Here is a 22017-nt window from a genome sequence, read left to right as displayed (position 1 = left end):
TAGGTGGTGCGGGGGGTTTGGCCGTATATTTGGGCTGGAAAGGTCACCGCAAGCGGATTAAGAATTGACGCTCGCCGTTTGTTCATTGTTGCGCCGGCCGCCTGAAACCATTTTGCCGCCTTTGGTGCTTGCCTTTTTGATTTCCAACGACTTTCAATTTTTCTCATGAAACGTCTTTTTACCCTCTGCCTGCTGGCTTTCGCCATCTCGGCCCACGCCCAGGGCGTGATGAAGTTTGAAACCGACAACCACGACTTCGGCAACGTGCCCGAGGGCACGATGGCTACCTACGAGTTCAAGTTCAAGAACACCGGCAACCAACCCGTGGTGATTGCCAACGTGCAGGCCAGCTGCGGCTGCACCACCCCCGACTGGACCAAAACGCCCGTGCTGCCCGGCAAAATGGGCGTCATCAAGGCCATGTACAGCAGCGCCGGTCGCCCCGGCGTGTTCAACAAAACGGTGACCGTGACCAGCAACGCCGCCGAGCCCAGCAAGGTCCTCACCATCAAAGGCTCCGTGCTCACCAAGGAACAGCTGAAGCCCACGCTCACGCCCGCCCAGCTGGCCGCCTCGCCCCACTTGGTGGTAGACCGCACCAGCCACGACTTCGGCAAGCTAGAAGCCGGCCAGCAGCCCGCCGCCCGCTTCACCATCAAAAACACGGGCAAAACGGAGCTCGTGCTCGGTGCCCTCACCTCGGGCTGCTACTGCGTGGGCTACAAGGCCACGCCCAAGCCCATTGCCCCCGGCCAAAGCGAAGTGGTGGAGCTGATTTACAGCCAGCGCCAGCTCGGCCAGGTGAGCGACGTGGTGACCATTGCCTCCAACGACGTGAGCGGCGACGCCAAGATTACGCTGAAAGCCAACATCGTGCGCGACCTCAGCGGCAACAGCATGGTGAAGGAAAGCGGCACGGCCGTGCCGTTCAAGTAAGGACCACGGATTCGCTCGGATTTTTCGGATTTCACGGATTTTGTGGACGTTTATACCAAGAAGCCCTGCCATTGAGGTGGGGCTTTCTTTTTTGCCGTAATCAAAATAGATGTACATACATTAAATGTATGTATCTTTGTTGCATGGATAATTCAATTTCAAGCAGCAACCCGGCCACAGGCAATGCCTATGTGGTGCCTGCCCAGACTCGCATCGGCCACGTGCACTTGCAAGTCACGGACATCGAGAAAGCGCTGGGCTTTTACCGCGACATTCTGGGTTTTCAGGTAGTGCAGCGGTTTGGCAATCAGGCAGCGTTTATTTCGGCCGGCGGCTACCACCATCATATCGGCCTGAATACCTGGAACAGCCTGGGCGGCCCGCCCGCCCGGAAGCACGGCGCGGGGCTGTACCATACGGCCATTCTTTACGCCACGCGGGCCGAGCTGGCAGGTGCCCTGCGGCAGCTGGCGCTGGCCAAATACCCCATCACCGGCTCGGCCGACCACGGCGTGTCGGAAGCCATTTACCTCGACGACCCCGACGGCAACGGCGTGGAGCTGTACTGGGACCGGCCGCGCGAGCAGTGGCCCCTGACGGCCGCGGGCGAGGTGCAGATGTACACCCGCGCGCTTGATTTGAATGCCTTGCTGGCCGAAGCCTCGGAATAAGGCCAGAATCCTGCGCTGCGGGAGGGAACCGGGGGCCTTATCTTTGCGTCTCGAAAACCTATTCCCAGCTCTCACTCCACTTTCCCACCACTCATGATAATCGGCGTTCCCAAGGAGATTAAAAACAACGAAAACCGCGTCGGCCTTACCCCCGCTGGCGTAGCCGAGCTGCGCAAGCACGGCCACACCCTGCTGGTGCAGCACACCGCCGGCGAAGGCTCGGGCTTTGCCGACGAGGAATATCAGACGGCCGGCGCCACCATTCTCGGCACCATTGCCGAGGTGTACGAACAGGCCGAGATGATTATCAAGGTGAAGGAGCCCATTGCGGAGGAGTACCCCCTCATCAAGGAGAACCAACTGCTGTTTACTTACTTCCACTTCGCCAGCGGCGAGGAGCTGACCCACGCCATGATAGCGCGCAAGGCCGTGTGCCTGGCCTACGAAACGGTGGAGCTCAGCAACCGCGCCCTGCCCCTGCTCATTCCGATGAGCGAGGTGGCCGGCCGCATGGCCCCGCAGGAAGGCGCCAAGTACCTGGAGAAGCCCCTGAAAGGCCGCGGCATTCTACTGGGCGGCGTGCCCGGCGTGAAGCCCGCCAACGTGCTGGTGCTGGGCGGCGGCATTGTGGGCACGCAGGCCGCGAAAGTGGCCGCCGGCCTTGGCGCGCAGGTAACCATCATGGACATCAGCCTGAACCGCCTGCGCGAGCTCGACGACTTCATGCCCAAGAACGTCATCACGCAGTACTCGAACGAATACAACATCCGCGAAGCCATCAAGACGGCCGACCTGATTGTGGGCGCGGTGCTCATTCCCGGCGCTAAGGCCCCGCACCTCATCACCCGCGACATGCTGAAGACGATGCGTCCCGGCACCGTGGTGGTGGACGTGGCCGTGGACCAGGGCGGCTGCATCGAAACCTGCCACCCCACCACGCACGAAAACCCTACCTTCATCATTGATGACGTGGTGCACTACTGCGTGGCCAACATGCCGGGTGCGGTGCCCTACACCAGCACCCTGGCCCTGACCAACGCCACCCTGCCCTACGCCGTGAAACTGGCCAACCAGGGCTGGCAGGAAGCCTGCCGCCGCGACGAGGCCCTGCGCCTCGGCCTGAACGTGGTGCACGGCGAAGTGGTGTACAAAGGCGTGGCCGAAGCCTGGGGCCTGCCCCTGGTGAGCGTGGACTCGGTGCTGGAAGGCGCTGCGGTTTAACTTATTAGAAGCAGTGAACCGTTTTTGTTCATTGCCTACCAGAAACCTCCCGCAACTGCGGGAGGTTTTTTGTTGCCTTTACGGCAGCGAATGCGCCCGGAACACCTGGCGCAATCTTTCACCGAGTTTGCTTGTAAAGAATTGATTCCCTCGCCTGCCGTCCGCCTGCTGCTGCGCCGCTTTGCCTTGCTGATGAGCGTGTACACGCTGCTGCGGCTGGGCTTTTATGCGTTTAATTTCGCCACGTTTCGGGGCATTGATGCGGGCGCTGTGCTGCTGGCCTTTGTGCACGGGCTGCGCTTTGATGTGGCCGCTTTGCTTTGGCTGAACCTGCCCCTGGTGCTGTTTTCGCTGCTAATGCCCGTGCCCAACCGCAAGGGACAGCAATGGCTGCGCGGACTCTTCGTGGTGGTGAATTTGCTGGGCTTCCTGCTCAATATTATTGATTGGCAGTATTTTAAATTTATTGGTCGGCGGTTGAGCAACGAGTGGCACACCATCGGGCACGACCTGGCCCGGCAGGCGGGACAGATTGGGCTGCACTACTGGTACCTGGCCATTCCGCTGCTGGGGCTGGGCTACCTGCTGTGGCGGCTGTGTCCCATGCCCACCCGGGCCGAGCTGGCGGTGCCCCCGCCGCGCGGCCAGCAGTGGCTGGGCCGGGCGCTGGAGTTTGCGCTGGTGGCGGGGCTGGTGGTGCTGGGCCTGCGCGGCGGCTGGCAGCTGAAACCCCTGCGCACCGGGGCGGCTTTCGAGCAGCAGCCCGCGGTGCTGGGCCACCTGGCGCTGAACAGCACGTTCACGGTGCTGAAATCGTTTGACGAAGTGCCCATTGAGCGGGTGAACTACTTTGCTTCGGAGGCGGCGCTGCGGCCGGCGCTGGCGGATGCGCCGGTGCCTCAACGCAGCACGCCCTCGGCGCCCGACAACGTGGTCATCCTGCTGCTTGAAAGCTTCGGCTCGGAATACACCGGCGTGGAAAACGGCGGGAAGGGCGGCTTCACGCCCTTTTTCGATTCGCTGGCGACGGCGCCCGGCGCGCTGTTCATGCACGACAACTACGCCAACGGCCGCCGCTCCATTGAGGCGCTGCCCGCGGTGCTGTCGGGTCTGCCCTCGCTCATGGACGAGCCCTTCATCACCTCCAGCTTCCAGACGGCCGAGATGCACGGGCTGGGCGAAATACTGGGCCGCCACGGCTATGCCACGGCCATGTACCACGCCGGCACCAACGGCACCATGGGCTTCGACATGTTCAGCGGCATTGCGGGCATGCAGCGCTACTACGGCCTGAACGAGTACCCCGGCGGCGAGAAGAGCCCCGACTACGACGGGCACTGGGGCATCTTTGACGAGCCTTACCTGCAGTATTTCAACCGGCAGCTCACGGCCACCAAGCAGCCGTTTTTCGCTACACTGTTCACGCTCAGCGCGCACGACCCGTTCACCATTCCCAAGCAGTACAAGGGCCGGTTTCCGATGGGCACGCAGCCCATTCACCCCACCATTGCCTACACCGATTTGGCGCTGAGACGCTTTTTTGCGGCGGCCAGCCGCGAGCCGTGGTTTGCACGCACACTGTTTGTACTCACAGCCGACCACACGTCCCAAACCGACCAGCCGGGCTACCAAAACCTGCTGGGCAACCACAAAACACCGCTGCTTTTCTACCGCGCCGGCCAGCCCCTGCCCCCCGCCAACCCGCGCCGCATCAGCCAGCAGGCCGACGTGCCGGCCTCGGTGCTTGACGTGCTGGGGCTGCCGCAGGAGCAGAAGCAGCTGCTGCCCTTCGGCTCATCGGTGTTTGATACCAACAGCCCCGGCCGGGCCCTGTTCCGCGACGGCGACTCGTACTTTCTGGTGCATTCCGATTTCGTGACCGAGCTGACCAACAAGAACGAAATTCGGCTTTATCCTTATCAAACCCACTTCATGCCTGATAAACCAGTGGCCCACCCCGACCCCACATTGGTAAAAAAGTACGGAGATGAATTGCGCGCATGCGTGCAGTTCTACGTGAATGGGCTGGTGGATAACCGGCTGTATAGGTAAATCACCGTTTTCCTGAACACAAGGCCACTTCCATCATGTTCGCCACCCACTACTTTCTGCCCGTACTCTCCTGCGTCCTTCTGAGCGGTTGCGAGGCCCCGCCCGCTGCCCGGGCGGAGTTGGCGCTGGCCAATACCGTCTGGGTGCCGCACACCATTACGTGGGTGCGTCCCCACCCCAACGACGCGGAGTTGAGCAGCATCCAGTACGCCCATTTCACCCTGCTCTCCTTTCGGCCCCAAGGCCGGTGCCTACTCATTTCCGACTACCACTCCCTGGGCGATGCCGATACGATTATCGTGTCGACCGAGTCGCCGAGCGTTGATTCCGGCCACTACCGCCTCGAGCCCTACCGGGTGGTGGTCCGGTCCAAAAACCTGTCCCATTACTTCACCCCCCCAGGCGAGAGGTACGAGGCGTGCACGGATACCCTTTCCATTACCGGCCGCACCCTGGTGTTCCGAGGCGTCGAATACCGCCCATACACAAAGTTGGCAGGGCAAAGCATCGACTCGTTTTGGACGTTATGGTAGTTCTATTCCCTCTAATATTTAAACTGCTCACCTGTCACGATACGCACGCTGCAGGGCATGGCCATCTTCCCAACGGCAGTTTAAAAAACTTGTTCAGCAATCAAAGTTCGAAAAAATCAGCCAAGTCACGAGTTTGCTAAACTCCTAACTACACCTTCACGGCATCAGTATAAGCCGGGATTTCCGCTAGCCTTTCGTTTGTGCGATTCGCGAAATCGACGCGCCAGCAGTAGTGCACCAGCCCGTTGGTGAGCAGCAGCAGCGGCGCGCCGATGGTTTGGTTGTAGGTGGCCGCTTGCTGGGCCACGGCCGCGTCGATGGCCACGCTGGGTGATTTGCACTCCACCAGCAGCAGGGGCTGGCCTTCGGAATTGAGGGCCAGCAGGTCGGTGCGTTTTTGGCGCTGGTTGTAGCGCAGGCCGCGCTCCAGGGCCAGCAGGCCGCGCGGGTAGCCCAAGTCGTTGATTAAATAGTGCACCACGTGCTGGCGCACCCACTCCTCGGGCGTGAGCACGACGTGCTTGCGCCGGAGGATATCCCAGATGAGGGGTTGATTTGTGGCCGATTGCGTAAGTTTGGCCTCGAAAGGCGGCAGGTCCAGGGCTTGCATCACCTCCAAAAATAGTGCTTGGTGCTTTGTGCCTGGTGCTTGGTGTTCTTCGCCTTGTGCCATTTAGACCACAAAAGCGGGTTTTTACCGACCAGGCACCGGCAGACGGGAGGCCTGCTGTATCGTCACAGCCAAGCACTAAGCACCAACAACCAAGCACCAATCCATGAAGACCAAAGAAGAAATTGTTAATAACTGGCTGCCGCGCTACACGGGCGTGCCCCTGAACGAGTTTGGGCAGTACATCCTGCTCACCAATTTTAGCAACTACGTGTACATGTTTGCCGAGCAGTTTGGCTGCGATGTGCGCGGCACCGACAAGCCCATGCAAACGGCCACGGCCAACGGCATCACCATCATCAACTTCGGCATGGGCTCGCCCATGGCCGCCACGGTAATGGATTTGCTTTCGGCCATTAAGCCCAAGGCGGCACTCTTCCTGGGCAAGTGCGGTGGCCTGAAAAAAACCAAGCTCGGCGACCTGGTGCTCCCCATCGCCGCCATTCGCGGCGACGGTACTTCCGACGACTACCTGCCCAAGGAAATTCCGGCCCTGCCCTCCTTCCGCCTGCAGCGCGCCGTGTCGTCGATGATTAAGAAGCACGAGCTGGACTACTACACCGGCACGGTGTACACCACCAACCGCCGCGTGTGGGAGCACGACCAAGAGTTCAAGGAATACCTGCGTCGCGTGCGTGCTCTGGCCGTCGACATGGAAACGGCCACCATTTTTGTGTGCGGCTTCATGAACGACATCCCCCACGGCGCCCTGCTGCTGGTGAGCGACAACCCGATGACGCCCGAAGGCGTGAAAACGTCGGAATCGGATTCAAAGGTGACGGCCAACTTCGTGAAGCAGCACCTGCAAATCGGCATCGAGTCGCTGCAGGAGCTGCAGTTCTCGGGCGAGTCGGTGAAGCACATGCGCTTCGAATAAGGACCGCAGATTCTGCAGATTTAACGGAGTTCGCAGGTTCTGACGGTGCATCCTCCCCGCACGTCATGCTGAGTGCAGCCGAAGCATCTTGCTTGTGGTAGTAATCCAATCATCGGGTTTACTATTGCACGCAAGATGCTTCGGCTGCACTCAGCATGACGTTCTATTTTACGCTTTCCTGGTTCTAATTTTCATTTCCCACCTCTCCCGCATGGCCCACATCTCCCCTGAGCTATTTCCAAAACTCACCGCTTCGCTCCTGTCTTTGGCGCTGCTGAGCAGTTGCGGCGCTAAACGAGAGGCCGTGGATTTGCTCGTCACGAATGCTACTATTTACACCGTCGATTCAACCTTTTCCAAGACTGAGGCTTTTGCGGTAAAGGACGGCAAATTTGTGGCCGTGGGGCCGGCAGCTGACCTAAAGGCGAAATACCAGGCGGCGCAGGAGGTGGATGCGGGAGGCAAGTTCATTTATCCCGGTTTCTACGACGCGCACTGCCACTTCTATCGCTACTCCCTCGGCCTGAGCTATGCTGATTTGGTGGGCACCACGTCCTGGGAAGAGGTGCTGGAAAAGCTGCAGCACCATCGCCAGCAGCATCCGCAAGCGGCCTGGCTGCTGGGCCGCGGCTGGGACCAGAACGACTGGCCCGACAAGCAGTTTCCGACCAAGGAGAAACTGGACCAGTTGTTTCCGAACGTGCCGGTGGCTTTGATTCGGGTGGACGGGCACGCGGCCATTGTCAACCAAAAAGCCCTGGACCTGGGTGGGGTGACGGCCCGCACACCCATCAGCGGGGGGACCATTACCCGCGATGCCCAGGGCCGCCTCACGGGCCTGCTGGTAGACAACGCCACTCGCCTGGTGGGCAATAAAATTGCGGAGCCCACGGAAGCGGAAGCCACAGAACTGCTGCTGCAAGGCCAGCAAAACTGCCTGGCCGTGGGCCTCACCAGCCTCGCCGACGCTGGCCTCGACAAGGCCGACATCGACCAACTGGCCGCTCTGCAGCAGAAAAAGAAGCTTAAGCTGCGGCTTTATGCCATGCTCACGCCCACGCCCGAAAACCGCGCCTACTACCTCAAAAAAGGCCCGTTGCTCACCGACCAGCTTACCGTCAGCTCTTTCAAGGTGTATGCCGACGGTGCCCTGGGCTCACGTGGGGCCTGCCTGGTGAAACCTTACGCGGATAAACCCAAGGAAACGGGTTTCCTGCTGTCCACTGAAAAGCAATTCCGCGATTTGGCCAAAGAACTGGCCGCGTCGAAGTTCCAGATGAACACCCACGCCATCGGCGACTCTGCCAACCGCATTATCCTTAACATATACGGCGAAGCCCTGAAGGGCCAGAAGGACCGCCGCTGGCGCATTGAGCACGCCCAGGTCATTACCCCAGCCGACATGCCCAAGTTCGGGCAGTTCGGCATCGTGCCTTCGGTGCAGCCCACCCACGCTACTTCTGATATGTACTGGGCCGGCGAGCGGCTGGGCGCCGAACGCCTGAAAACTGCTTACGCCTATAAGGAGCTGCTGAAGCAATACGGCCAGCTGGCCCTGGGTTCCGACTTCCCGGTGGAACACATCAACCCGCTGTTTGGCTTTCACTCGGCCGTGGCGCGGCAGGATGCCAAGAACTACCCCGCGGCCGGCTTCCAGATGGAAAACGCTATTTCGCGCTCCGACGCCCTGCGCGGCATGACCACCTGGGCGGCCCACGCCGCCTTCGAGGAAAAGCGCAAAGGCCAGATTAAGACCGGCATGCTGGCCGATTTCGTAGTGTTGGACACCGACTTGCTGACCGCGCCGAAGGAGCAACTGCGCGGCGCCAAGGTGCTGCAAACGTGGATTGGAGGGGAAAAGGTATTCGGGGGGAAATAGCTCAGTCTGCGGTTGCGAGCGAGGCGCGGCAAACCTTCCTCTCAATGCGACCAACCCTGCCCTGAGATGTGAAAACCCCAATAAAAAGCCCCGGCACTACACAGTGCCGGGGCTTTGTCACATTGGAAGTGTAGTCGCGTTGAGAGGAAGGATTGCCGCGATTCGCTCGCAACCGCAGACGCGTTGCTCTTATTTCTCGTCTGCACTCGGGCCATACAGGCCGGGCACCGGGATGTCGAGCATCCGCAGGTACACCGTGAGCTGGCCGCGGTGGTGAATGCTGTGATTCAGGCCCATGATGCGGATGGCAGTGGCTTTTGGGTAGTCAAATACCACGTGTTCGCCGCGGTGGAGCTTGAAGTTGTGGCTCAGCTTCTCATCGTCGCTTTGCTGCAGTTCCTGCTTCAGGGTGGCGCTGTACTCATCGAAGCGGGCCAGGAGTTCCCCCATGCTAGTGGGCGTGGGGCCGGGCTTGGGCGCGTTCGGGTCGAGGAAGTCGCGCGAATCGTGCGTTACGAACAGGGTCTTGAAGGCCAGCAGGTTTACCACGTGGGTGGCAAGTTGCCACAGGCTCATGCTCTTGGGGTGCGGCTTGTAATCGGCCTGCTCGAAGGGTACGCGTTCGAGGATGCGGCGGGTTTGGGTCAGCTCGTGGTTGAGCTCGGCCAGGATATTTTTTTGGATGGAAGAGGTGTACATGAAGAATAGGATGAGATGGAGCGCGACCTTTTAGTCTGCGAGCCAAAGCTATTCCTTTTAATTCAACTCGCGCGGACTGGAAGCCCGCCCTACCGCGTCACCGGGGCTCCCATTTCGGCCCCGGCCGAGGCGGGCGGCGGGCCGGGCACGGCTACCGGGCCCAGCGAATCTTCGCGCAGCTTCTTGCCCCGCAACTGGAGCAGGAATATCAGTCCTAGGATGAAAAACACAATCAGCGCCAGCAGGCTATTGCGCATCGAGCCGGTGACTTGGTTAATGATGCCGAACGTGGCCGTGCCAATAACAATGCTCAGCTTCTCGGTCACATCGAAAAAGCTAAAGAAGGCGGCTGAGTTGGGCGTATTCTCGGGAATAATCTTGGAGTAGGTGCTGCGGCTCAGGCTTTGAATGGCCCCCATGGTGAGGCCAATGACTGAGGCCAGGGCGTAGAAACTCCAGCCGGCTTGCACGTAGTAGCCGGCGATGCAAATCAGCATCCAGATGAACACCGACCAGCTCAGGGCCCGCGTGTTGCCGATGCGCTCGGAGAGCTTGGCGAACAGGTAAGCGCCCGCGATGGCCACCACCTGCAGCAGCAGAATGGTGAGGATGAGCGCGCCCGATTCGAGGTGCAGCTCGTCGGTGCCAAAGAGCGTGGCCACGTACATCACCGTTTGCACACCCATGTTGTAGGTGAAGTAGGCGAGCAGAAATTTCTTCACGTTGGGCAGCTGCTTGAGCTGGTCCCATACCTTGCCCAGCTCGCGGAAGCCGTTGAGCAGCCAGCCGCCTTCGGCTTCGGGCGCTCCGGCGGGACGGCCCCGGTCGGGCGGCAGGGTGGCGAAGGGAATCTGAGCGAAGCCGGCCCACCACAGGCCGGTGAGCAGGAATGAAATCTGGGCCGCCGTCTCGTGCGCTTTTTCCCCCGTGATGCCCAATTTTTCGGGGAATTGGTTTATCACCAAGCAAATGATGAGCAATATCACCGAGCCGATGTAGCCCATCGAAAAGCCTTTGGCCGAGAGCGAATCGAATTTTTCTTCCGAGCTGATTTCGGGCAGGTAAGAATTGTAGAACACAATGCTGCCCGAGAAGCCCACCGTGGCCGCCACGAAAATGAAGGTAGAAAGGGTGAGCGTGGCCGGCGAGAAGAAGAACAGCCCCGCGCACGAGACGGCCCCGATGTAGCAGAAGATTTGCAGAAACAGCTTCTTGCGCCCCGAAAAGTCGGCCAGCGACGTGAGGAAGGGGCTCACGATGGCAATGAGCAAAAACGACACCGAAATGGCGTAGTTGAGCAGCGAGGAACCCGGCACCTGCATACCCAGGAAACTCACGGGGCTCTGGCCGCTGTCGGTGTGCGTAATCTGCTTGATGACGCTAGACCAGTAAATCGGGAAGATGGAGCTGGTAATCACCAGCGGGTACACCGAATTGGCCCAGTCGTAGAAGGTCCAGCCGGTGGTGATACGCTTGTTGTCTTTCTCGATGCCGGGGGCAGCGGGTGCGGGAGTCGCGGTTGGGGTCATAGGGGGCGGCGGGGGTTGGGAGGTTGCGCCGGGGAAGGTAACGGGTTTTTAGGGTTGAGGTTGGGCAGGTGCCTGCGCGGTGGCGGCTGTCAGGCGCTCAGGCGCCGGGCGTGTCCGGCTTGGCTCAGAGCGGAAGCGCACTAGGCGGTCGTAGCAACCATTCGGCGCGGCTTAGGACACTGGCCAGCCTGGAAGAAATTGAAGCTTTGGGGGAAACCCTCATGCCTTATCAGTTGGCACTTGTCCGGCTTAAAATCCTTCGTTATCAAATCGCGAAGTCGGGAAATATATCCGACAATTAGCCGGACCTTTGCGGCCGGATAGCTAGGCCCTGCCCCCAGCAGGGCCTTTTTATGCCGATTTATAGTTCTTTCTTCCCACCTTCCTTCCTTTTCATGCGTCGTATTCTTACGCGTTGGCTCGGCCTCGGCAGTGCTTTATTATCCATTTCTTCGGCCGCGCTGGCTTCGGCTCCCGGGCCGGTGGCCACGCCCAGCGCGCCGGCCACTTTGCGCTTCGTGCCCAACCAGCGGCAGTGGGCCCAGCCGGTGCTGTTTGCGGCCGATGTGCCCGCGGGCCAACTCTTTCTGGAAAAAACCCGCCTGCTGGTGGCCCGCTACGACGCCCGCCAGGCTGACCACCTGCACCACGACCGCGCCGCCGCCCGCACCGCCCGCGTGAAAGCACACGCTTATGCCGTGAACTTTGTGGGCGCCAACCCCGACGCCGCCGTGAGCGGCGCCAACCCCACCGGCGCGCCTTCCAACTTCTTCCTGGGCAGCAACTCGGCCCGCTGGGCTACCAATGTACCCGGCTACGCCGACGTGCGCTACCGCCAGCTCTACCCCGGCACCGACCTGCACCTGTACGCCCACGGCGCCTCGATGGAATACGATTTCGAGTTGGCGGCCGGGGCCGATGCCTCGCGCATCAAGCTCCACTACGAAGGCCAGGAATCGCTGCGCGTGGTGGAAGGCGCCCTGCAAATCGGCACCAGCGTGGGCCACGTCACCGAACAGAAGCCCTACGCCTACCAAACCATTGACGGCCGCCGCGTGACTGTGCCGTGCGAGTACGTGCTGGGGCCGCAGCACACGGTGAGCTTTGGCCTGCACAAGGGCTACGACCACAGCAAGCCGCTCACCATCGACCCGGTGCTGGTGTACGCTACCTATTCGGGCTCGACGGGCCAGAACTGGGGCTACACCGCCACGCACGACACGCTGGGCAACCTCTACACCGGCGGCATCATTTTCCGCACCGGCTACCCCGTCACGACCGGCGCGTATGACGTGAGCTACAACGCGGCCATCGACATGGTGATTAGCAAGTACAACCCGGCCGCCACCACCGGCGCAGGCAGCCTGCTGTATGCCACCTACCTCGGCGGCAACGACGACGACTACGCTCACAGCCTCGTGGTGAACCGGGCCAATGAGCTGGTGATTCTGGGTTCGACGGCCAGCACCAACTTCCCGATGTCGACCTTCGCCACGCCCTACGACCGCACCTTCAACGGCGGCACCGCCGACCTGGTATTGGCCAAGCTCAACGCCAACGGCAGCCAACTGATGGGCGCCACCTACGTGGGCGGCAGCGCGGCCGACGGGCAAATGGCCACCAGCAGCAACCTCTACGCCAACTTCGGCGACGACTTCCGCGGCGACGTGATAACCGACCGTCAGGACAACATCTACTTCACGTCGGTGACGCGCTCCAACAACTTCCCCACTTCCGGCGGCTTCACCTACCGGGGTGGGCACGAGGCCGTGGTGATGAAGCTCAGCGCCAACCTGAGCACCCTGGGCTGGAGCACTTACTTGGGCGGCACCGGCGACGACGCCGGCTACAGCATTCAGCTCGACAGCGTGGCCACCGTGTACGTGGCCGGCGGCACCACCAGCACCAACTTTCCCAACTCCGCCAACGGCCTCAACGCCAGCTACCGCGGCGGCATTGCCGACGGCTTCGTGGCCCGGCTCGCGCCCAGCCTGATTACGCCCGGCGTCGCCTTGCAACAGACCACCTACCTGGGCACCAGCAGCTACGACCAGGCCTACTTCGTGCAGCTCGACCGCCGGGGCGCGGTGTACGTGCTGGGCCAGACCAACGGCCCCTACCCCGTGACGGCCGGCACCTATCGCAACGCCAACAGCCGGCAGTTCATACACAAAATGAACGCGGCGCTGACGACCACCAGCTACTCCACCGTGTTCGGCAACGGCGCGGGCAACCCCACCAGCGCTAACCCCTACCCCACCAACCTGGCCCCCACGGCCTTTCTGGTTGACAACTGCGGCAATGTGCTGCTTTCGGGCTACGGCGCCAGCAGCATCGCGGGCATGCCCACCACCACCGATGCGTTGCTGCGCACCGTAAGCAACAGCAGCAGCGGCAGCGCTTCGGAGGCCAACCTCAACACCTACGGCTACCTCTACCTGATGCAGCTTTCGCCCAACGCCCGGCGGCTGGTGTACGGCAGCTACTACGGCACTGGCACTACGCACGTCGACGGCGGCACCTCGCGCTTCGACAAGCGCGGCATTATTTACCAGGCCATATGCGTGCGGGCCCAGCAGTCGGGGGGCGCGCCGCCCACCATTCAGCTCACGCCCAACGCCTATGCCCGCGCCATCGGCAACGGAGCCGGGACGAATGCGGCCGCGTTTAAGATGGACATTGTCCGGCTCGACGCCAATTTCACGCCGGCCGCCAACAATGTGCCTAATACCCGCAGCGGCTGCGCGCCGCTCACCGTCACCTTCACCCGCGCCAACCCCACCATCAACGGCACCGGCTGGACCTTCGGCAACGGCCAGAGCTCAACCCAGCTCAACAACGTGACCGTGACCTATACCGCGCCCGGCCGCTACCCCGTCACGCTCACCGCCTACGACTCGACCAGCTGCCAACCCGCCGTTTTCGGCCGCGACACCGTGACGGTGTTTGGCCTGCCCAGTGCTTCCCTCGGCCCCGACCAGACGGTGTGCCCCGGCTCCTCGGCCACGCTCACCGTGGCAGGGGCCACGCCTGCGCAATCGGCTACTTACCAGTGGAGCCCCGCCACCGGCCTCAACACCACTAGTGGCCCTTCGGTGGTGGCCACGCCGACGGTCACAACCACCTACATTATGACGGCCAGCACTCCCGGTGGCTGCATTACCCGCGACACCATCGTGGTGAATGTTCGTAGCGTCCTCAATGTGACTGTCCCGACCGCTGCGGCCCTCTGCCCCGGCACCACGGCCACCCTCACGGCCAGCGACGCCGGCACCGGTGCCACCTACACCTGGAGCCCGGCTACCGGCCTCAGCAGCACCACCGGCCGCACCGTGACGGCCAACCCCACGGCCACCACCACCTACACCGTGCGCGTGACCACGGCCACCGGCTGCTCCGGCACCACTACCACCACCGTGACGCGCCTGGGCGTGCCACAGATTATGCTGCGCGCCACCCCGCGCCTGCCGGTAGATGGCCAGCCCGTTGCCTTCGCCGATACCCTGCAGAGCGTGCTGCCCCTCAGCAACCGCCGCTGGGACTTCGGCGACGGGCAAACCGCCACCGGCCTTACGCCCACGCACACCTACGCCGCCCCCGGCACCTACACCGTGCGCCTCAGCGCCGACGTGACAGCCACCGGTTGCCCCATCACCGCCACGCTCACGTTGGTGGTGGGCCCGGCCCGCGAGTTCAAGCTGCCCAACGTCATCACGCCCAACGGCGACAACGTGAATGACGACTTCCGCCCCTACGTGACCCGGGAGCCGGTTTCGGTGCAGATTTTCACCCGCTGGGGCCGCAAGGTGTTCGAGCAGGAAAACTACACACAGGGTTGGGGCAGCGCCCCCGAGGTGGCCCCCGGCGTGTATTATTTCCAACTGCGCAGCGCCTCGGGCCAAACCTGGAAAGGCTGGCTGGAAGTGGTGAAGTAACATATCCACCGGACAAACAAAAAGCCCGTTTCCAAACCGGAAACGGGCTTTTTGTTTGCTTGAGCTGAGAGGATGGGATTCGAACCCACGATGAGCTTTTGACCCATACACACTTTCCAGGCGTGCTCCTTCGACCACTCGGACACCTCTCAAGGTTGTGGTTCGTGGGGCAAAGATAGAAGCTAGTTGTCAGTTGTTGGTTGTCGGTTGTGTGTTTTATGCATCTTCATTTTTCTATTAACTGACAACCAACAACTGACAACTAAAATCACAGCGTTATCTCACCCCGCAAATCCTGCATCAACAGTTGGCGGGTGCGCTCCTCCCCCAGCCCGAGGCCCAGCACGAACATGAGCTTGGTGATGGCGGCCTCGGTGGTGATGTCTTCGCCGCCCACGATGCCCAACTCCGTGAAGCGGGCGCTGGTTTCGTATTTGCCCTGCACCACGCGGCCTTCTTCGCACTGGCTCACGTTGAGCAGCCACACGCCGCGCTGCCGGGCCTCGGCCAGGCACCGGAGGAACCACTCGGCGGTGGGCGCATTGCCCGAGCCGTAGGTTTCGAGCACGCAGCCGCGCAGGCCCGGCACGTGCAGCACCGCCGACACCACCGCCTCGGTGATGCCCGGAAACAGGGGCAGCACGGCCACGCCGGTTTCCAGTTTTTCGTGCACCTTGAGCGGGGCGGCGGGCAGCAGCCGAATGCTTTTGTCGTCGAACTCCAGGCCGATGCCGGCGCGGGCCAGCGGCGGGTGGTTTTCGCTTTTAAAGGCAGCAAACTGCTGGCTTTCCACCTTTTTGGCCCGCGTGCCGCGAATGAGTACGTCGTTGAAAAACACGCAGACCTCGGGCACGCGCACGGTCCCGGCCTGGCGGTGGCGGGTGGCGGCAATTTCCAGGGCCGTGATAAGGTTGCGCTGGGCGTCGGAGCGGTTGGCGCCCACGGGCACCTGCGCCCCGGTAAACACCACCGGCTTGCCCAGGTGCTCCAGGATGTAGCTCAGCGCCGCCGCCGAGTAAGCCATGGTATCGGTGCCGTGCAGCACCACGAAGCCGTCGAAATCGGCGTAGTGCCGGCCGATGAGCTGGGCCAGATACAGCCAGTCCTGCGGCGTCACGTTGCTGCTGTCGATGGGCGCGGGCAAACTCAGCAGCTCCAGCCGGAAGGGCAGGCGCGTAAGCTCGGGCATCTTGCGGTCGAGGCGGCCAAATTTCATGGGCACCAGCCCGCCGCTGCGGTTCACGGCCATGCCCACCGTGCCGCCGGTGTAAATGATGAGCAGGCGCGGGGCGGTGGCGTCGGCCGCGTCGGCGCGGGTGGGCAGGGGCAGCAAGGGTAGGTCGAGGTTTTCGGGCATGGGCGGGGGTTGGGATGGAGCCGCAAGAACGCAACTCCCCTCCTTTTTTAAGGAGGGGACGCGGCCGCGAAGCGAACGCTGGGGTGGTAAAGTCGTTGAACGATACCCGAACGACTTGCCTTGGATTCGTACCGGCCATTGTGCTGGCATCGTGCCGACATCGTTCAACAAACTCAACCACCCCCGTTTTCGCTGGCGCGAAAACATCCCCTCCTCATCTGAGGAGGGGAGTTGTTCGTTCTGGCTGGCAAGGGTAGCGCCATTTTTCGTGCGCGGGCAGCCCGACGGAGGCATCTGCCGTATGGCGAAAGGTCCTTCCTCATCCGTTTGCTATGACCCCAACTTCTCCGAACCCCGACAAACCAGTTACCGACGTCATCGTCATCGGCGCGGGCATCATGAGCGCCACGCTGTGCGTGCTGCTCAAGGCCCTCGACCCACACATCACCATTGCCGGCTACGAGCGCCTCGACGCCGTGGCCGCCGAAAGCTCCGACGCCTGGAACAACGCCGGCACCGGCCACTCGGCCTTCTGCGAGCTCAACTACACCCCCGAGCGCCCCGATGGCTCCATCGACATCAGCAAGGCTGACAAGATTGCCGAGCAGTTTGAGCTGAGCAAGCAATTCTGGGCCTCGCTGGCCCAGGAAGGCATCTTGCCCGACCCCAAATCCTTCATTCGCACCATTCCGCACATGAGTTTCGTGTGGGGCGCGGCCAACGTGGAATACCTGCGCAAACGCCACGCCGCGCTGCTGCACTCGCCCCTGTTCCAGGGCATGGAATTCAGCGAAGACCCCGAGCAAATTGCCCAGTGGATTCCGCTGGTGATGGAAGGCCGCGACCCCGGCACCCCGGTGGCCGCCACGCGCATGCCCATTGGCACCGACGTCAATTTTGGCGCCCTCACCCGGGCCCTGTCGAACTACGTGAAGGCCCTGCCGGGCGTCGATTTCAACCTCAACCACGAGGTGGAAGATTTCCGGCATAAGCCCGACGGCATCTGGCGGGTGAAAGTGCGCAACCTCGCTACCGGCGAAAGCCGCAAGGTGCGGGCGCGCTTCGTGTTCATCGGGGCCGGCGGGGGCTCACTGCCGCTGCTCGAAAAGTCGGGCATTCCCGAGGCCAACGGCTTCGGCGGCTTCCCCGTGAGCGGGCAGTGGCTGAAGTGCCGCAACCCCGACGTCATTGCCCGCCACGAAGCCAAGGTGTACGGCAAGCCGGCCGTAGGCTCGCCCCCCATGTCGATGCCCCACCTCGACTCGCGTCAGATAAACGGGCAGAAAGAGCTGCTGTTTGGGCCGTACGCGGGCTTCAGCACCAAGTTTTTGAAGCGGGGCTCCTACACCGATTTGTTCCGCTCCATTGAGTTGGGCAACATCCGGCCGCTGCTCTACGCCGGCGCCCGCAACCTGGGCCTCACCAAATACCTCATCGGCCAGGTGCTGCAGTCGCCGGAGGAACGCACCGCGGCCCTGCGCGAGTACTACCCCGGCGCCAACCCCGCCGACTGGCAGTTGGAAGTGGCCGGCCAGCGCGTGCAGGTCATCAAGAAAGACAAGAAGCAGGGCGGCGTGCTGGAATTCGGCACCGAGATGGTGACTTCGGCCGACGGCTCCATTGCGGCCTTGCTGGGCGCCTCGCCGGGTGCCAGCACGGCCGTGGCCATCATGCTCGACTTGGTGCAGAAATGCTTCCCCGAGCAGGCAAAGTCGGCCGAGTGGCAGGCCCGCTTCCGGCAGTTGGTGCCCTCCTTTGGCCAGCACCTGGCCGACGACCCGGCCCTGACGTCCGCCGTGCGCGAGCGCAGCCGCGAGGCGCTGAAGCTGGATGCCTGAGACGGCTAGCGCCGGGTTACTAACGCCCATTCGTCTGTCATGCTGAGCGCAGCGAAGCACCTTATCACCCCTGAACGAAATGTTTAATCGTGAGAAGTTGCTTCGCTGCGCTCAGCATGACAGATTTTTTGTTATTGAAAATCAGAGCCAAGCAATCAGATAAAAATTTTAATTGCGCACAATCTAAACTTAAACAACTAATTTTGTCTTGTTGTCTCGAAAGCCATGAAAAAGCTCCCCGACTCGGCCTTTAACCCTTTGCTCAAGCTGGACAACCAGCTGTGCTTTTCCGTGTATGCGTTGTCGCGGCTCATTACTAAAGCCTACCAACCGCTGCTCGAAAGCCTCGACGTGACCTACCCGCAGTACCTCGTGCTGCTCCTGCTCTGGGAACACGAAGAACTGAGCGTGAAGCAGCTGGGCGAAAACCTGCTGCTCGACTCGGGCACGCTCACGCCGCTGCTCAAGCGCATGGAGCAGCGGCAGTGGCTCAGCCGCCGCCGCGACGCCCGCGACGAACGCTCGGTGCGGGTGGCCCTGACGCCCGCCGGCCGCGCGCTGCAAGCCCAGGCCGCCCAAATCCCGGTGCAGCTTGCCGAGAAGATGCAGCTGACTGAACCCGAAATGGCGGGGCTGCGCACGCAGCTGCGCCAGATTATGACCTTGTTATCCTAACGCCGTTCCGGCACTTTTTACCTCCAACCCCTTTTACCAAGTTTCTCAAAATGAGCATTCAACGCTTGTATACCGCCAAAGCCAAAACCACCGGGGGCCGCGACGGCCGCGCCATCTCGTCCGACAACGTAATTGACCTGCCCCTGAGCACGCCCAAGGAGATGGGCGGCCCCGGCAAACCCAACACCACCAACCCCGAGCAGCTGTTCGCCGCCGGCTATTCGGCCTGCTTCGACGGCGCTCTGAACCTGGTGGCCCGCCTGGCCAAAACCCCCATCACCGGCAGCACCGTGGAGGCCGACGTGAGCTTCGGCAAAGACGGCGAGAGCTTCGGCCTGGCCGTGGACCTGATTGTGAACATTCCCAACATGGACCAGCAGCAAGCCGAAGAGCTGGTAGCCCAAGCCCACCAGGTGTGCCCCTACTCCCGCGCCACCCGCGGCAACATCGAGGTGACCCTGACCACGACGACTAACGCTTAATAATTAGTATTTAACGATTAGTGATGAATGGTTGACAGTTAGCCGTTCACCGTTTCTGCTAATCAGCATTTCAAACAAAAAAGCCCGCCTGTACAGGCGGGCTTTTTTGCTGTTCCGAACCACTAATCATTAATCATTGAGCTACCGGTTATTCATCAGCCGGAACCGCTCGTCCAGTTCGGCGCGCGAGGCCAGGCGGGCCTCTTCGGAGGTGCCAAAGCCCACTTCCTCCTCCCCGGCGGCCAGGCGGGCCATCACCGAGTCGGCAAACTCATCTACGTTGACGCCAAAGGTGTGCAGGCCAGGGCCGCCGAGGTCGGTATTCACGGCCGGCGGCACGATTTCGAGCACGGAAATGCCGGTGGACCTGAGCTGGTGGCGCAACGAGAGCGTGAAGGAATGTAGCGCCGCTTTGGTAGCGCTGTAGATGGGCACAAAGGCGGCCGGCGCGAACGACAAGCCCGAGGTGACGTTGACGATGGCCGCCTTGGCCCGCTGCCGCAGGTGCGGAATGAGCAGCGTGGCCAGGTGCATGGGCGCTTCCACGTTGATGACAATTTCCTGACGGCGGGCTTCCCAGTCGGCGTTTTCGTCGGTGAGCTGCACGCGGTTCTGGATGCCGGCGTTATTCACCAGCACATTCAGATGGGGATGGGTGGCGGTGGCCCAGCGGACCAGTTCCGCGCGCTCGGCGGCATCGGCCACGTCGGCCACGCGGGTGATGAGGGCGGGGTGCAGTTGTTGGGCCTCGGCCAGCTTGTCGGCCCGGCGGCCCACCACGATGACGGTGCTGCCGGCCTGCAGGAAGCGCACGGCCAGCGCCAGGCCAATGCCGGACGCGCCGCCGGTGAGCAAAACGGTGTTTTGAGCTAAGTTCATGGAAAGGATGTTGAGGAAAAACAGGCCGCTAACGAGCCCCTGGGCCCGTTTGTTGGCGGCCGGGCCCGCCGCGGCGCCTACCTTGCAGCCTTATTCTTCTGCTTACTTATTTGGCCATGATTGAATTGCAGCCCTTCACTTCCGACGATTTCACCCAGCTCATGGAATGGGTCGACGACGAGCGCCTGATGAAGGAATGGAGCGGCTCCCTGTTTTCCTTCCCGCTTACGGAGGCCGGCCTGAGCTGGTACATCGAGGGCGCCAACGACGTGAACGACCCGGACGTGTTCATTTACAAAGCGGTGGAAACCAAAACCGGCCTCACCGTGGGCCACATTTCGCTGGGCGGCATCAGCCAGCGCGACCGGGCCGGGCGCATCACCCGCGTGCTGGTGGGCAAGAGCACCGAGCGCCGCCGCGGCATCTGCCAAGGCATGGTGCGGGCCCTGCTGCGTATCGGGTTCGAGGACTTGCAGCTGCACCGCATCAGCCTGGGCGTGTACGATTTTAACCACGCCGCCATCAAGTGCTACACCAAGTGCGGCTTCCGGCAGGAGGGCGTGCTGCGCGACGTGGTGCGCCACGGCGATGACTACTGGAGCCTGGTGGAAATGGGTATTCTGGAAGACGAGTGGCGGGCCCTGCAAGCCGATGGTGCTGCCAAGAGCTAGTGCGTGGCACGGCGCTTCGGGCGCCTTCGGAGGTGGGTGAAATCAGGGACCCGGCCATATTTATAAAAAACCAATAAATTGGACCTGCGATTTCAAGCCCTTGCCGGGCGCCGCCCTCAAAACCGCTGCTGACGCGCAAAAGCCCTAAACCGACGCCGACAGGGCCGCCGTGCTCGGCGCAGCCGACCCGGCCGCGCCCAAGCAATAAGGGCGCTGCCGCTCGTACGCAGCTCAGCAGGCGAATAAACCGCAACCACATCTGTTTTCAGTCCCACTCCATGAAAATCAAACTACTCCTTATCTGCGGGCTGGCTGCCGCGAGCCTGCGCGCGCAGGCCCAATCGCAGGACCCGCCCGGGATTCAGAACAACCCGGTGATGCAGCGCGACTACAGCAAGGTCGGCACCAACGAGTACGGCAGCCTGAACGACATCACCAACGGCGCCCCGGGCCTGCTCACCCGCAGCACCAAGCCCGGCACGCTGGGCTCGCCCTACGCCGATGGCCGCTGGCTGACGGCGGATGTCACGCTGGCCAACAAGCTGCCGCTGAAGCCCATCATGATGAAATACGATGTGCTGGCGCACCGCCTCGTTATGTACCGGCCGGCGCCGGCCAACGATTCCATCGAGCTCGACGACCACCAGGTGGCGTCGTTTGTGCTCAACGAGCCGGCCTCTAATGCCGGGCCGGCGCGGAAGCGGTTGTTTCGGCGCTTCGCGGAAGCAACGACGGGCAGCCAGCACCTCGATTACGTGGAAGTGCTGCACGCCGGCCGCTACACCCTGCTGAAGCACTACGTCAAAACCATCAAGCGGCCCAGCTTTCAGGGCATGTACAGCGACGGGGCCCCGGTAGACGAAATCGAGGATGCGCCGGAATATTTCCTCAAGGCCGCCGACGGGCCGCTCACGCCCGTTAAGCTCACTTCCAAATCGCTGCAGGCTGCGGCTCCGCCCCTGGCGGCCGCCCTCAAAACGGCTATTTCGGCCCAAAGGCCAAACTCCGAAACCGGCTGGGCAAGCGTGCTCGACGCCACCGACCCCCCGGTGGCAGCCAAGTAGCGTAGAAGCGCCTTGGTTGTTTTTTGCCGTGTTTAAACGGCGACGAGAT

General features: G+C 62.0%; 18 protein-coding genes and 1 tRNA gene. 13 read left to right on the top strand and 6 right to left on the bottom strand.

Annotation, left to right across the window (positions count from 1 at the left end):
- Window positions 1-165: 165 nt before the first annotated feature.
- The 5 genes from MTP16_RS16585 to MTP16_RS16565 all read left to right on the top strand — a co-directional run bounded on the left by MTP16_RS16585 (window position 166) and on the right by MTP16_RS16565 (window position 5413).
- A complete protein-coding gene (locus MTP16_RS16585; protein WP_243511817.1) occupies window positions 166-936 on the top strand; it encodes a DUF1573 domain-containing protein in 771 nt (256 codons plus the stop codon).
- 143 nt (window positions 937-1079) lie between these two features.
- A complete protein-coding gene (locus MTP16_RS16580; RefSeq protein ID WP_243511815.1) occupies window positions 1080-1607 on the top strand; it encodes a VOC family protein in 528 nt (175 codons plus the stop codon).
- A gap of 93 nt (window positions 1608-1700) precedes the next feature.
- Complete coding sequence (gene ald, locus MTP16_RS16575) at window positions 1701-2828, top strand: alanine dehydrogenase (protein WP_243511813.1); 1128 nt, start codon at window positions 1701-1703, stop codon at window positions 2826-2828.
- A 90-nt stretch (window positions 2829-2918) separates the two neighbouring features.
- Window positions 2919-4880 (top strand): LTA synthase family protein, encoded by a 1962-nt coding sequence (locus tag MTP16_RS16570; protein ID WP_243511811.1) that lies wholly within the window; start codon window positions 2919-2921, stop codon window positions 4878-4880.
- A gap of 35 nt (window positions 4881-4915) precedes the next feature.
- Window positions 4916-5413, top strand: a complete 498-nt coding sequence (locus MTP16_RS16565) for a hypothetical protein (RefSeq protein ID WP_243511808.1) — start codon at window positions 4916-4918, stop codon at window positions 5411-5413.
- Window positions 5414-5561: 148 nt separating this feature from the next.
- Here the strand turns inward: MTP16_RS16565 and MTP16_RS16560 are convergent, their stop codons facing one another.
- Window positions 5562-6023 (bottom strand): type I restriction enzyme HsdR N-terminal domain-containing protein, encoded by a 462-nt coding sequence (locus MTP16_RS16560; RefSeq protein WP_243511806.1) that lies wholly within the window; start codon window positions 6021-6023, stop codon window positions 5562-5564.
- Between the two features lie 166 nt (window positions 6024-6189).
- Between MTP16_RS16560 and MTP16_RS16555 the strand changes: the two genes are divergently transcribed.
- Window positions 6190-6960: an AMP nucleosidase gene (locus MTP16_RS16555; RefSeq protein WP_243511804.1), complete on the top strand. Its 771-nt coding sequence runs from the start codon at window positions 6190-6192 to the stop codon at window positions 6958-6960.
- A gap of 211 nt (window positions 6961-7171) precedes the next feature.
- Entirely contained in the window at window positions 7172-8839 is a 1668-nt protein-coding gene (locus tag MTP16_RS16550) for an amidohydrolase (RefSeq protein WP_243511802.1), read from the top strand.
- A 189-nt stretch (window positions 8840-9028) separates the two neighbouring features.
- Here the strand turns inward: MTP16_RS16550 and MTP16_RS16545 are convergent, their stop codons facing one another.
- The gene (locus MTP16_RS16545; protein WP_243511800.1) at window positions 9029-9538 is read right to left on the bottom strand and encodes a DinB family protein; all 510 of its coding nucleotides are present in this window, start codon (window positions 9536-9538) and stop codon (window positions 9029-9031) included.
- Between the two features lie 89 nt (window positions 9539-9627).
- Window positions 9628-11067 carry an MFS transporter gene (locus MTP16_RS16540; RefSeq protein WP_243511798.1) on the bottom strand — a complete coding sequence of 480 codons (1440 nt, stop codon included), beginning with the start codon at window positions 11065-11067 and terminating at the stop codon, window positions 9628-9630.
- 395 nt (window positions 11068-11462) lie between these two features.
- On the opposite strand from MTP16_RS16540, the gene MTP16_RS16535 reads away from it, so the two are divergent.
- Window positions 11463-15002: a DUF7948 domain-containing protein gene (locus MTP16_RS16535; protein ID WP_243511796.1), complete on the top strand. Its 3540-nt coding sequence runs from the start codon at window positions 11463-11465 to the stop codon at window positions 15000-15002.
- 64 nt (window positions 15003-15066) lie between these two features.
- Here MTP16_RS16535 and MTP16_RS16530 read toward each other — a convergent pair.
- Together MTP16_RS16530 and MTP16_RS16525 are read right to left on the bottom strand one after the other, a co-directional pair.
- Window positions 15067-15154: transfer RNA gene (locus tag MTP16_RS16530), tRNA-Ser, on the bottom strand.
- Window positions 15155-15270: 116 nt separating this feature from the next.
- Window positions 15271-16359, bottom strand: coding sequence for an asparaginase (locus MTP16_RS16525; protein ID WP_243511794.1), 1089 nt, complete (start codon window positions 16357-16359; stop codon window positions 15271-15273).
- A 332-nt stretch (window positions 16360-16691) separates the two neighbouring features.
- Between MTP16_RS16525 and MTP16_RS16520 the strand changes: the two genes are divergently transcribed.
- The 3 genes from MTP16_RS16520 to MTP16_RS16510 all read left to right on the top strand — a co-directional run bounded on the left by MTP16_RS16520 (window position 16692) and on the right by MTP16_RS16510 (window position 19354).
- Window positions 16692-18197 (top strand): malate:quinone oxidoreductase, encoded by a 1506-nt coding sequence (locus MTP16_RS16520; RefSeq protein ID WP_243511792.1) that lies wholly within the window; start codon window positions 16692-16694, stop codon window positions 18195-18197.
- A gap of 225 nt (window positions 18198-18422) precedes the next feature.
- A complete protein-coding gene (locus MTP16_RS16515) occupies window positions 18423-18872 on the top strand; it encodes a MarR family winged helix-turn-helix transcriptional regulator (RefSeq protein WP_317244069.1) in 450 nt (149 codons plus the stop codon).
- 50 nt (window positions 18873-18922) lie between these two features.
- Complete coding sequence (locus MTP16_RS16510) at window positions 18923-19354, top strand: organic hydroperoxide resistance protein (RefSeq protein WP_243511790.1); 432 nt, start codon at window positions 18923-18925, stop codon at window positions 19352-19354.
- Between the two features lie 141 nt (window positions 19355-19495).
- On the opposite strand, the gene MTP16_RS16505 is transcribed toward MTP16_RS16510, so the two are convergent.
- Window positions 19496-20233 (bottom strand): SDR family oxidoreductase, encoded by a 738-nt coding sequence (locus tag MTP16_RS16505; RefSeq protein ID WP_243511788.1) that lies wholly within the window; start codon window positions 20231-20233, stop codon window positions 19496-19498.
- 116 nt (window positions 20234-20349) lie between these two features.
- Here MTP16_RS16505 and MTP16_RS16500 point away from each other — a divergent pair, with 116 nt between their 5' ends.
- Window positions 20350-20904, top strand: a complete 555-nt coding sequence (locus tag MTP16_RS16500; protein ID WP_243511786.1) for a GNAT family N-acetyltransferase — start codon at window positions 20350-20352, stop codon at window positions 20902-20904.
- A gap of 278 nt (window positions 20905-21182) precedes the next feature.
- On the top strand, window positions 21183-21968 hold the full coding sequence (locus MTP16_RS16495) for a hypothetical protein (RefSeq protein WP_243511784.1): 786 nt from the start codon (window positions 21183-21185) through the stop codon (window positions 21966-21968).
- Window positions 21969-22017: the final 49 nt, after the last annotated feature.

This window comes from Hymenobacter monticola (assembly GCF_022811645.1).
Lineage (GTDB): Bacteria > Bacteroidota > Bacteroidia > Cytophagales > Hymenobacteraceae > Hymenobacter > Hymenobacter monticola.
This window is presented reverse-complemented; position numbering and strand designations above follow the sequence as displayed.

Bases quoted from the DNA above. Each gene is read 5' to 3' on its own strand.
- MTP16_RS16535 (WP_243511796.1), top strand. From the start codon at position 11,463: ATGCGTCGTATTCTTACGCGTTGGCTCGGCCTCGGCAGTGCTTTATTA.
- MTP16_RS16525 (WP_243511794.1), bottom strand. From the start codon at position 16,359: ATGCCCGAAAACCTCGACCTACCCTTGCTGCCCCTGCCCACCCGCGCC.
- ald (WP_243511813.1), top strand. From the start codon at position 1,701: ATGATAATCGGCGTTCCCAAGGAGATTAAAAACAACGAAAACCGCGTC.
- MTP16_RS16555 (WP_243511804.1), top strand. From the start codon at position 6,190: ATGAAGACCAAAGAAGAAATTGTTAATAACTGGCTGCCGCGCTACACG.
- MTP16_RS16565 (WP_243511808.1), top strand. From the start codon at position 4,916: ATGTTCGCCACCCACTACTTTCTGCCCGTACTCTCCTGCGTCCTTCTG.
- MTP16_RS16545 (WP_243511800.1), bottom strand. From the start codon at position 9,538: ATGTACACCTCTTCCATCCAAAAAAATATCCTGGCCGAGCTCAACCAC.
- MTP16_RS16570 (WP_243511811.1), top strand. From the start codon at position 2,919: ATGCGCCCGGAACACCTGGCGCAATCTTTCACCGAGTTTGCTTGTAAA.
- MTP16_RS16515 (WP_317244069.1), top strand. From the start codon at position 18,423: ATGAAAAAGCTCCCCGACTCGGCCTTTAACCCTTTGCTCAAGCTGGAC.
- MTP16_RS16495 (WP_243511784.1), top strand. From the start codon at position 21,183: ATGAAAATCAAACTACTCCTTATCTGCGGGCTGGCTGCCGCGAGCCTG.
- MTP16_RS16510 (WP_243511790.1), top strand. From the start codon at position 18,923: ATGAGCATTCAACGCTTGTATACCGCCAAAGCCAAAACCACCGGGGGC.
- MTP16_RS16505 (WP_243511788.1), bottom strand. From the start codon at position 20,233: ATGAACTTAGCTCAAAACACCGTTTTGCTCACCGGCGGCGCGTCCGGC.
- MTP16_RS16560 (WP_243511806.1), bottom strand. From the start codon at position 6,023: ATGCAAGCCCTGGACCTGCCGCCTTTCGAGGCCAAACTTACGCAATCG.
- MTP16_RS16520 (WP_243511792.1), top strand. From the start codon at position 16,692: ATGACCCCAACTTCTCCGAACCCCGACAAACCAGTTACCGACGTCATC.
- MTP16_RS16580 (WP_243511815.1), top strand. From the start codon at position 1,080: ATGGATAATTCAATTTCAAGCAGCAACCCGGCCACAGGCAATGCCTAT.
- MTP16_RS16500 (WP_243511786.1), top strand. From the start codon at position 20,350: ATGATTGAATTGCAGCCCTTCACTTCCGACGATTTCACCCAGCTCATG.
- MTP16_RS16585 (WP_243511817.1), top strand. From the start codon at position 166: ATGAAACGTCTTTTTACCCTCTGCCTGCTGGCTTTCGCCATCTCGGCC.
- MTP16_RS16540 (WP_243511798.1), bottom strand. From the start codon at position 11,067: ATGACCCCAACCGCGACTCCCGCACCCGCTGCCCCCGGCATCGAGAAA.
- MTP16_RS16550 (WP_243511802.1), top strand. From the start codon at position 7,172: ATGGCCCACATCTCCCCTGAGCTATTTCCAAAACTCACCGCTTCGCTC.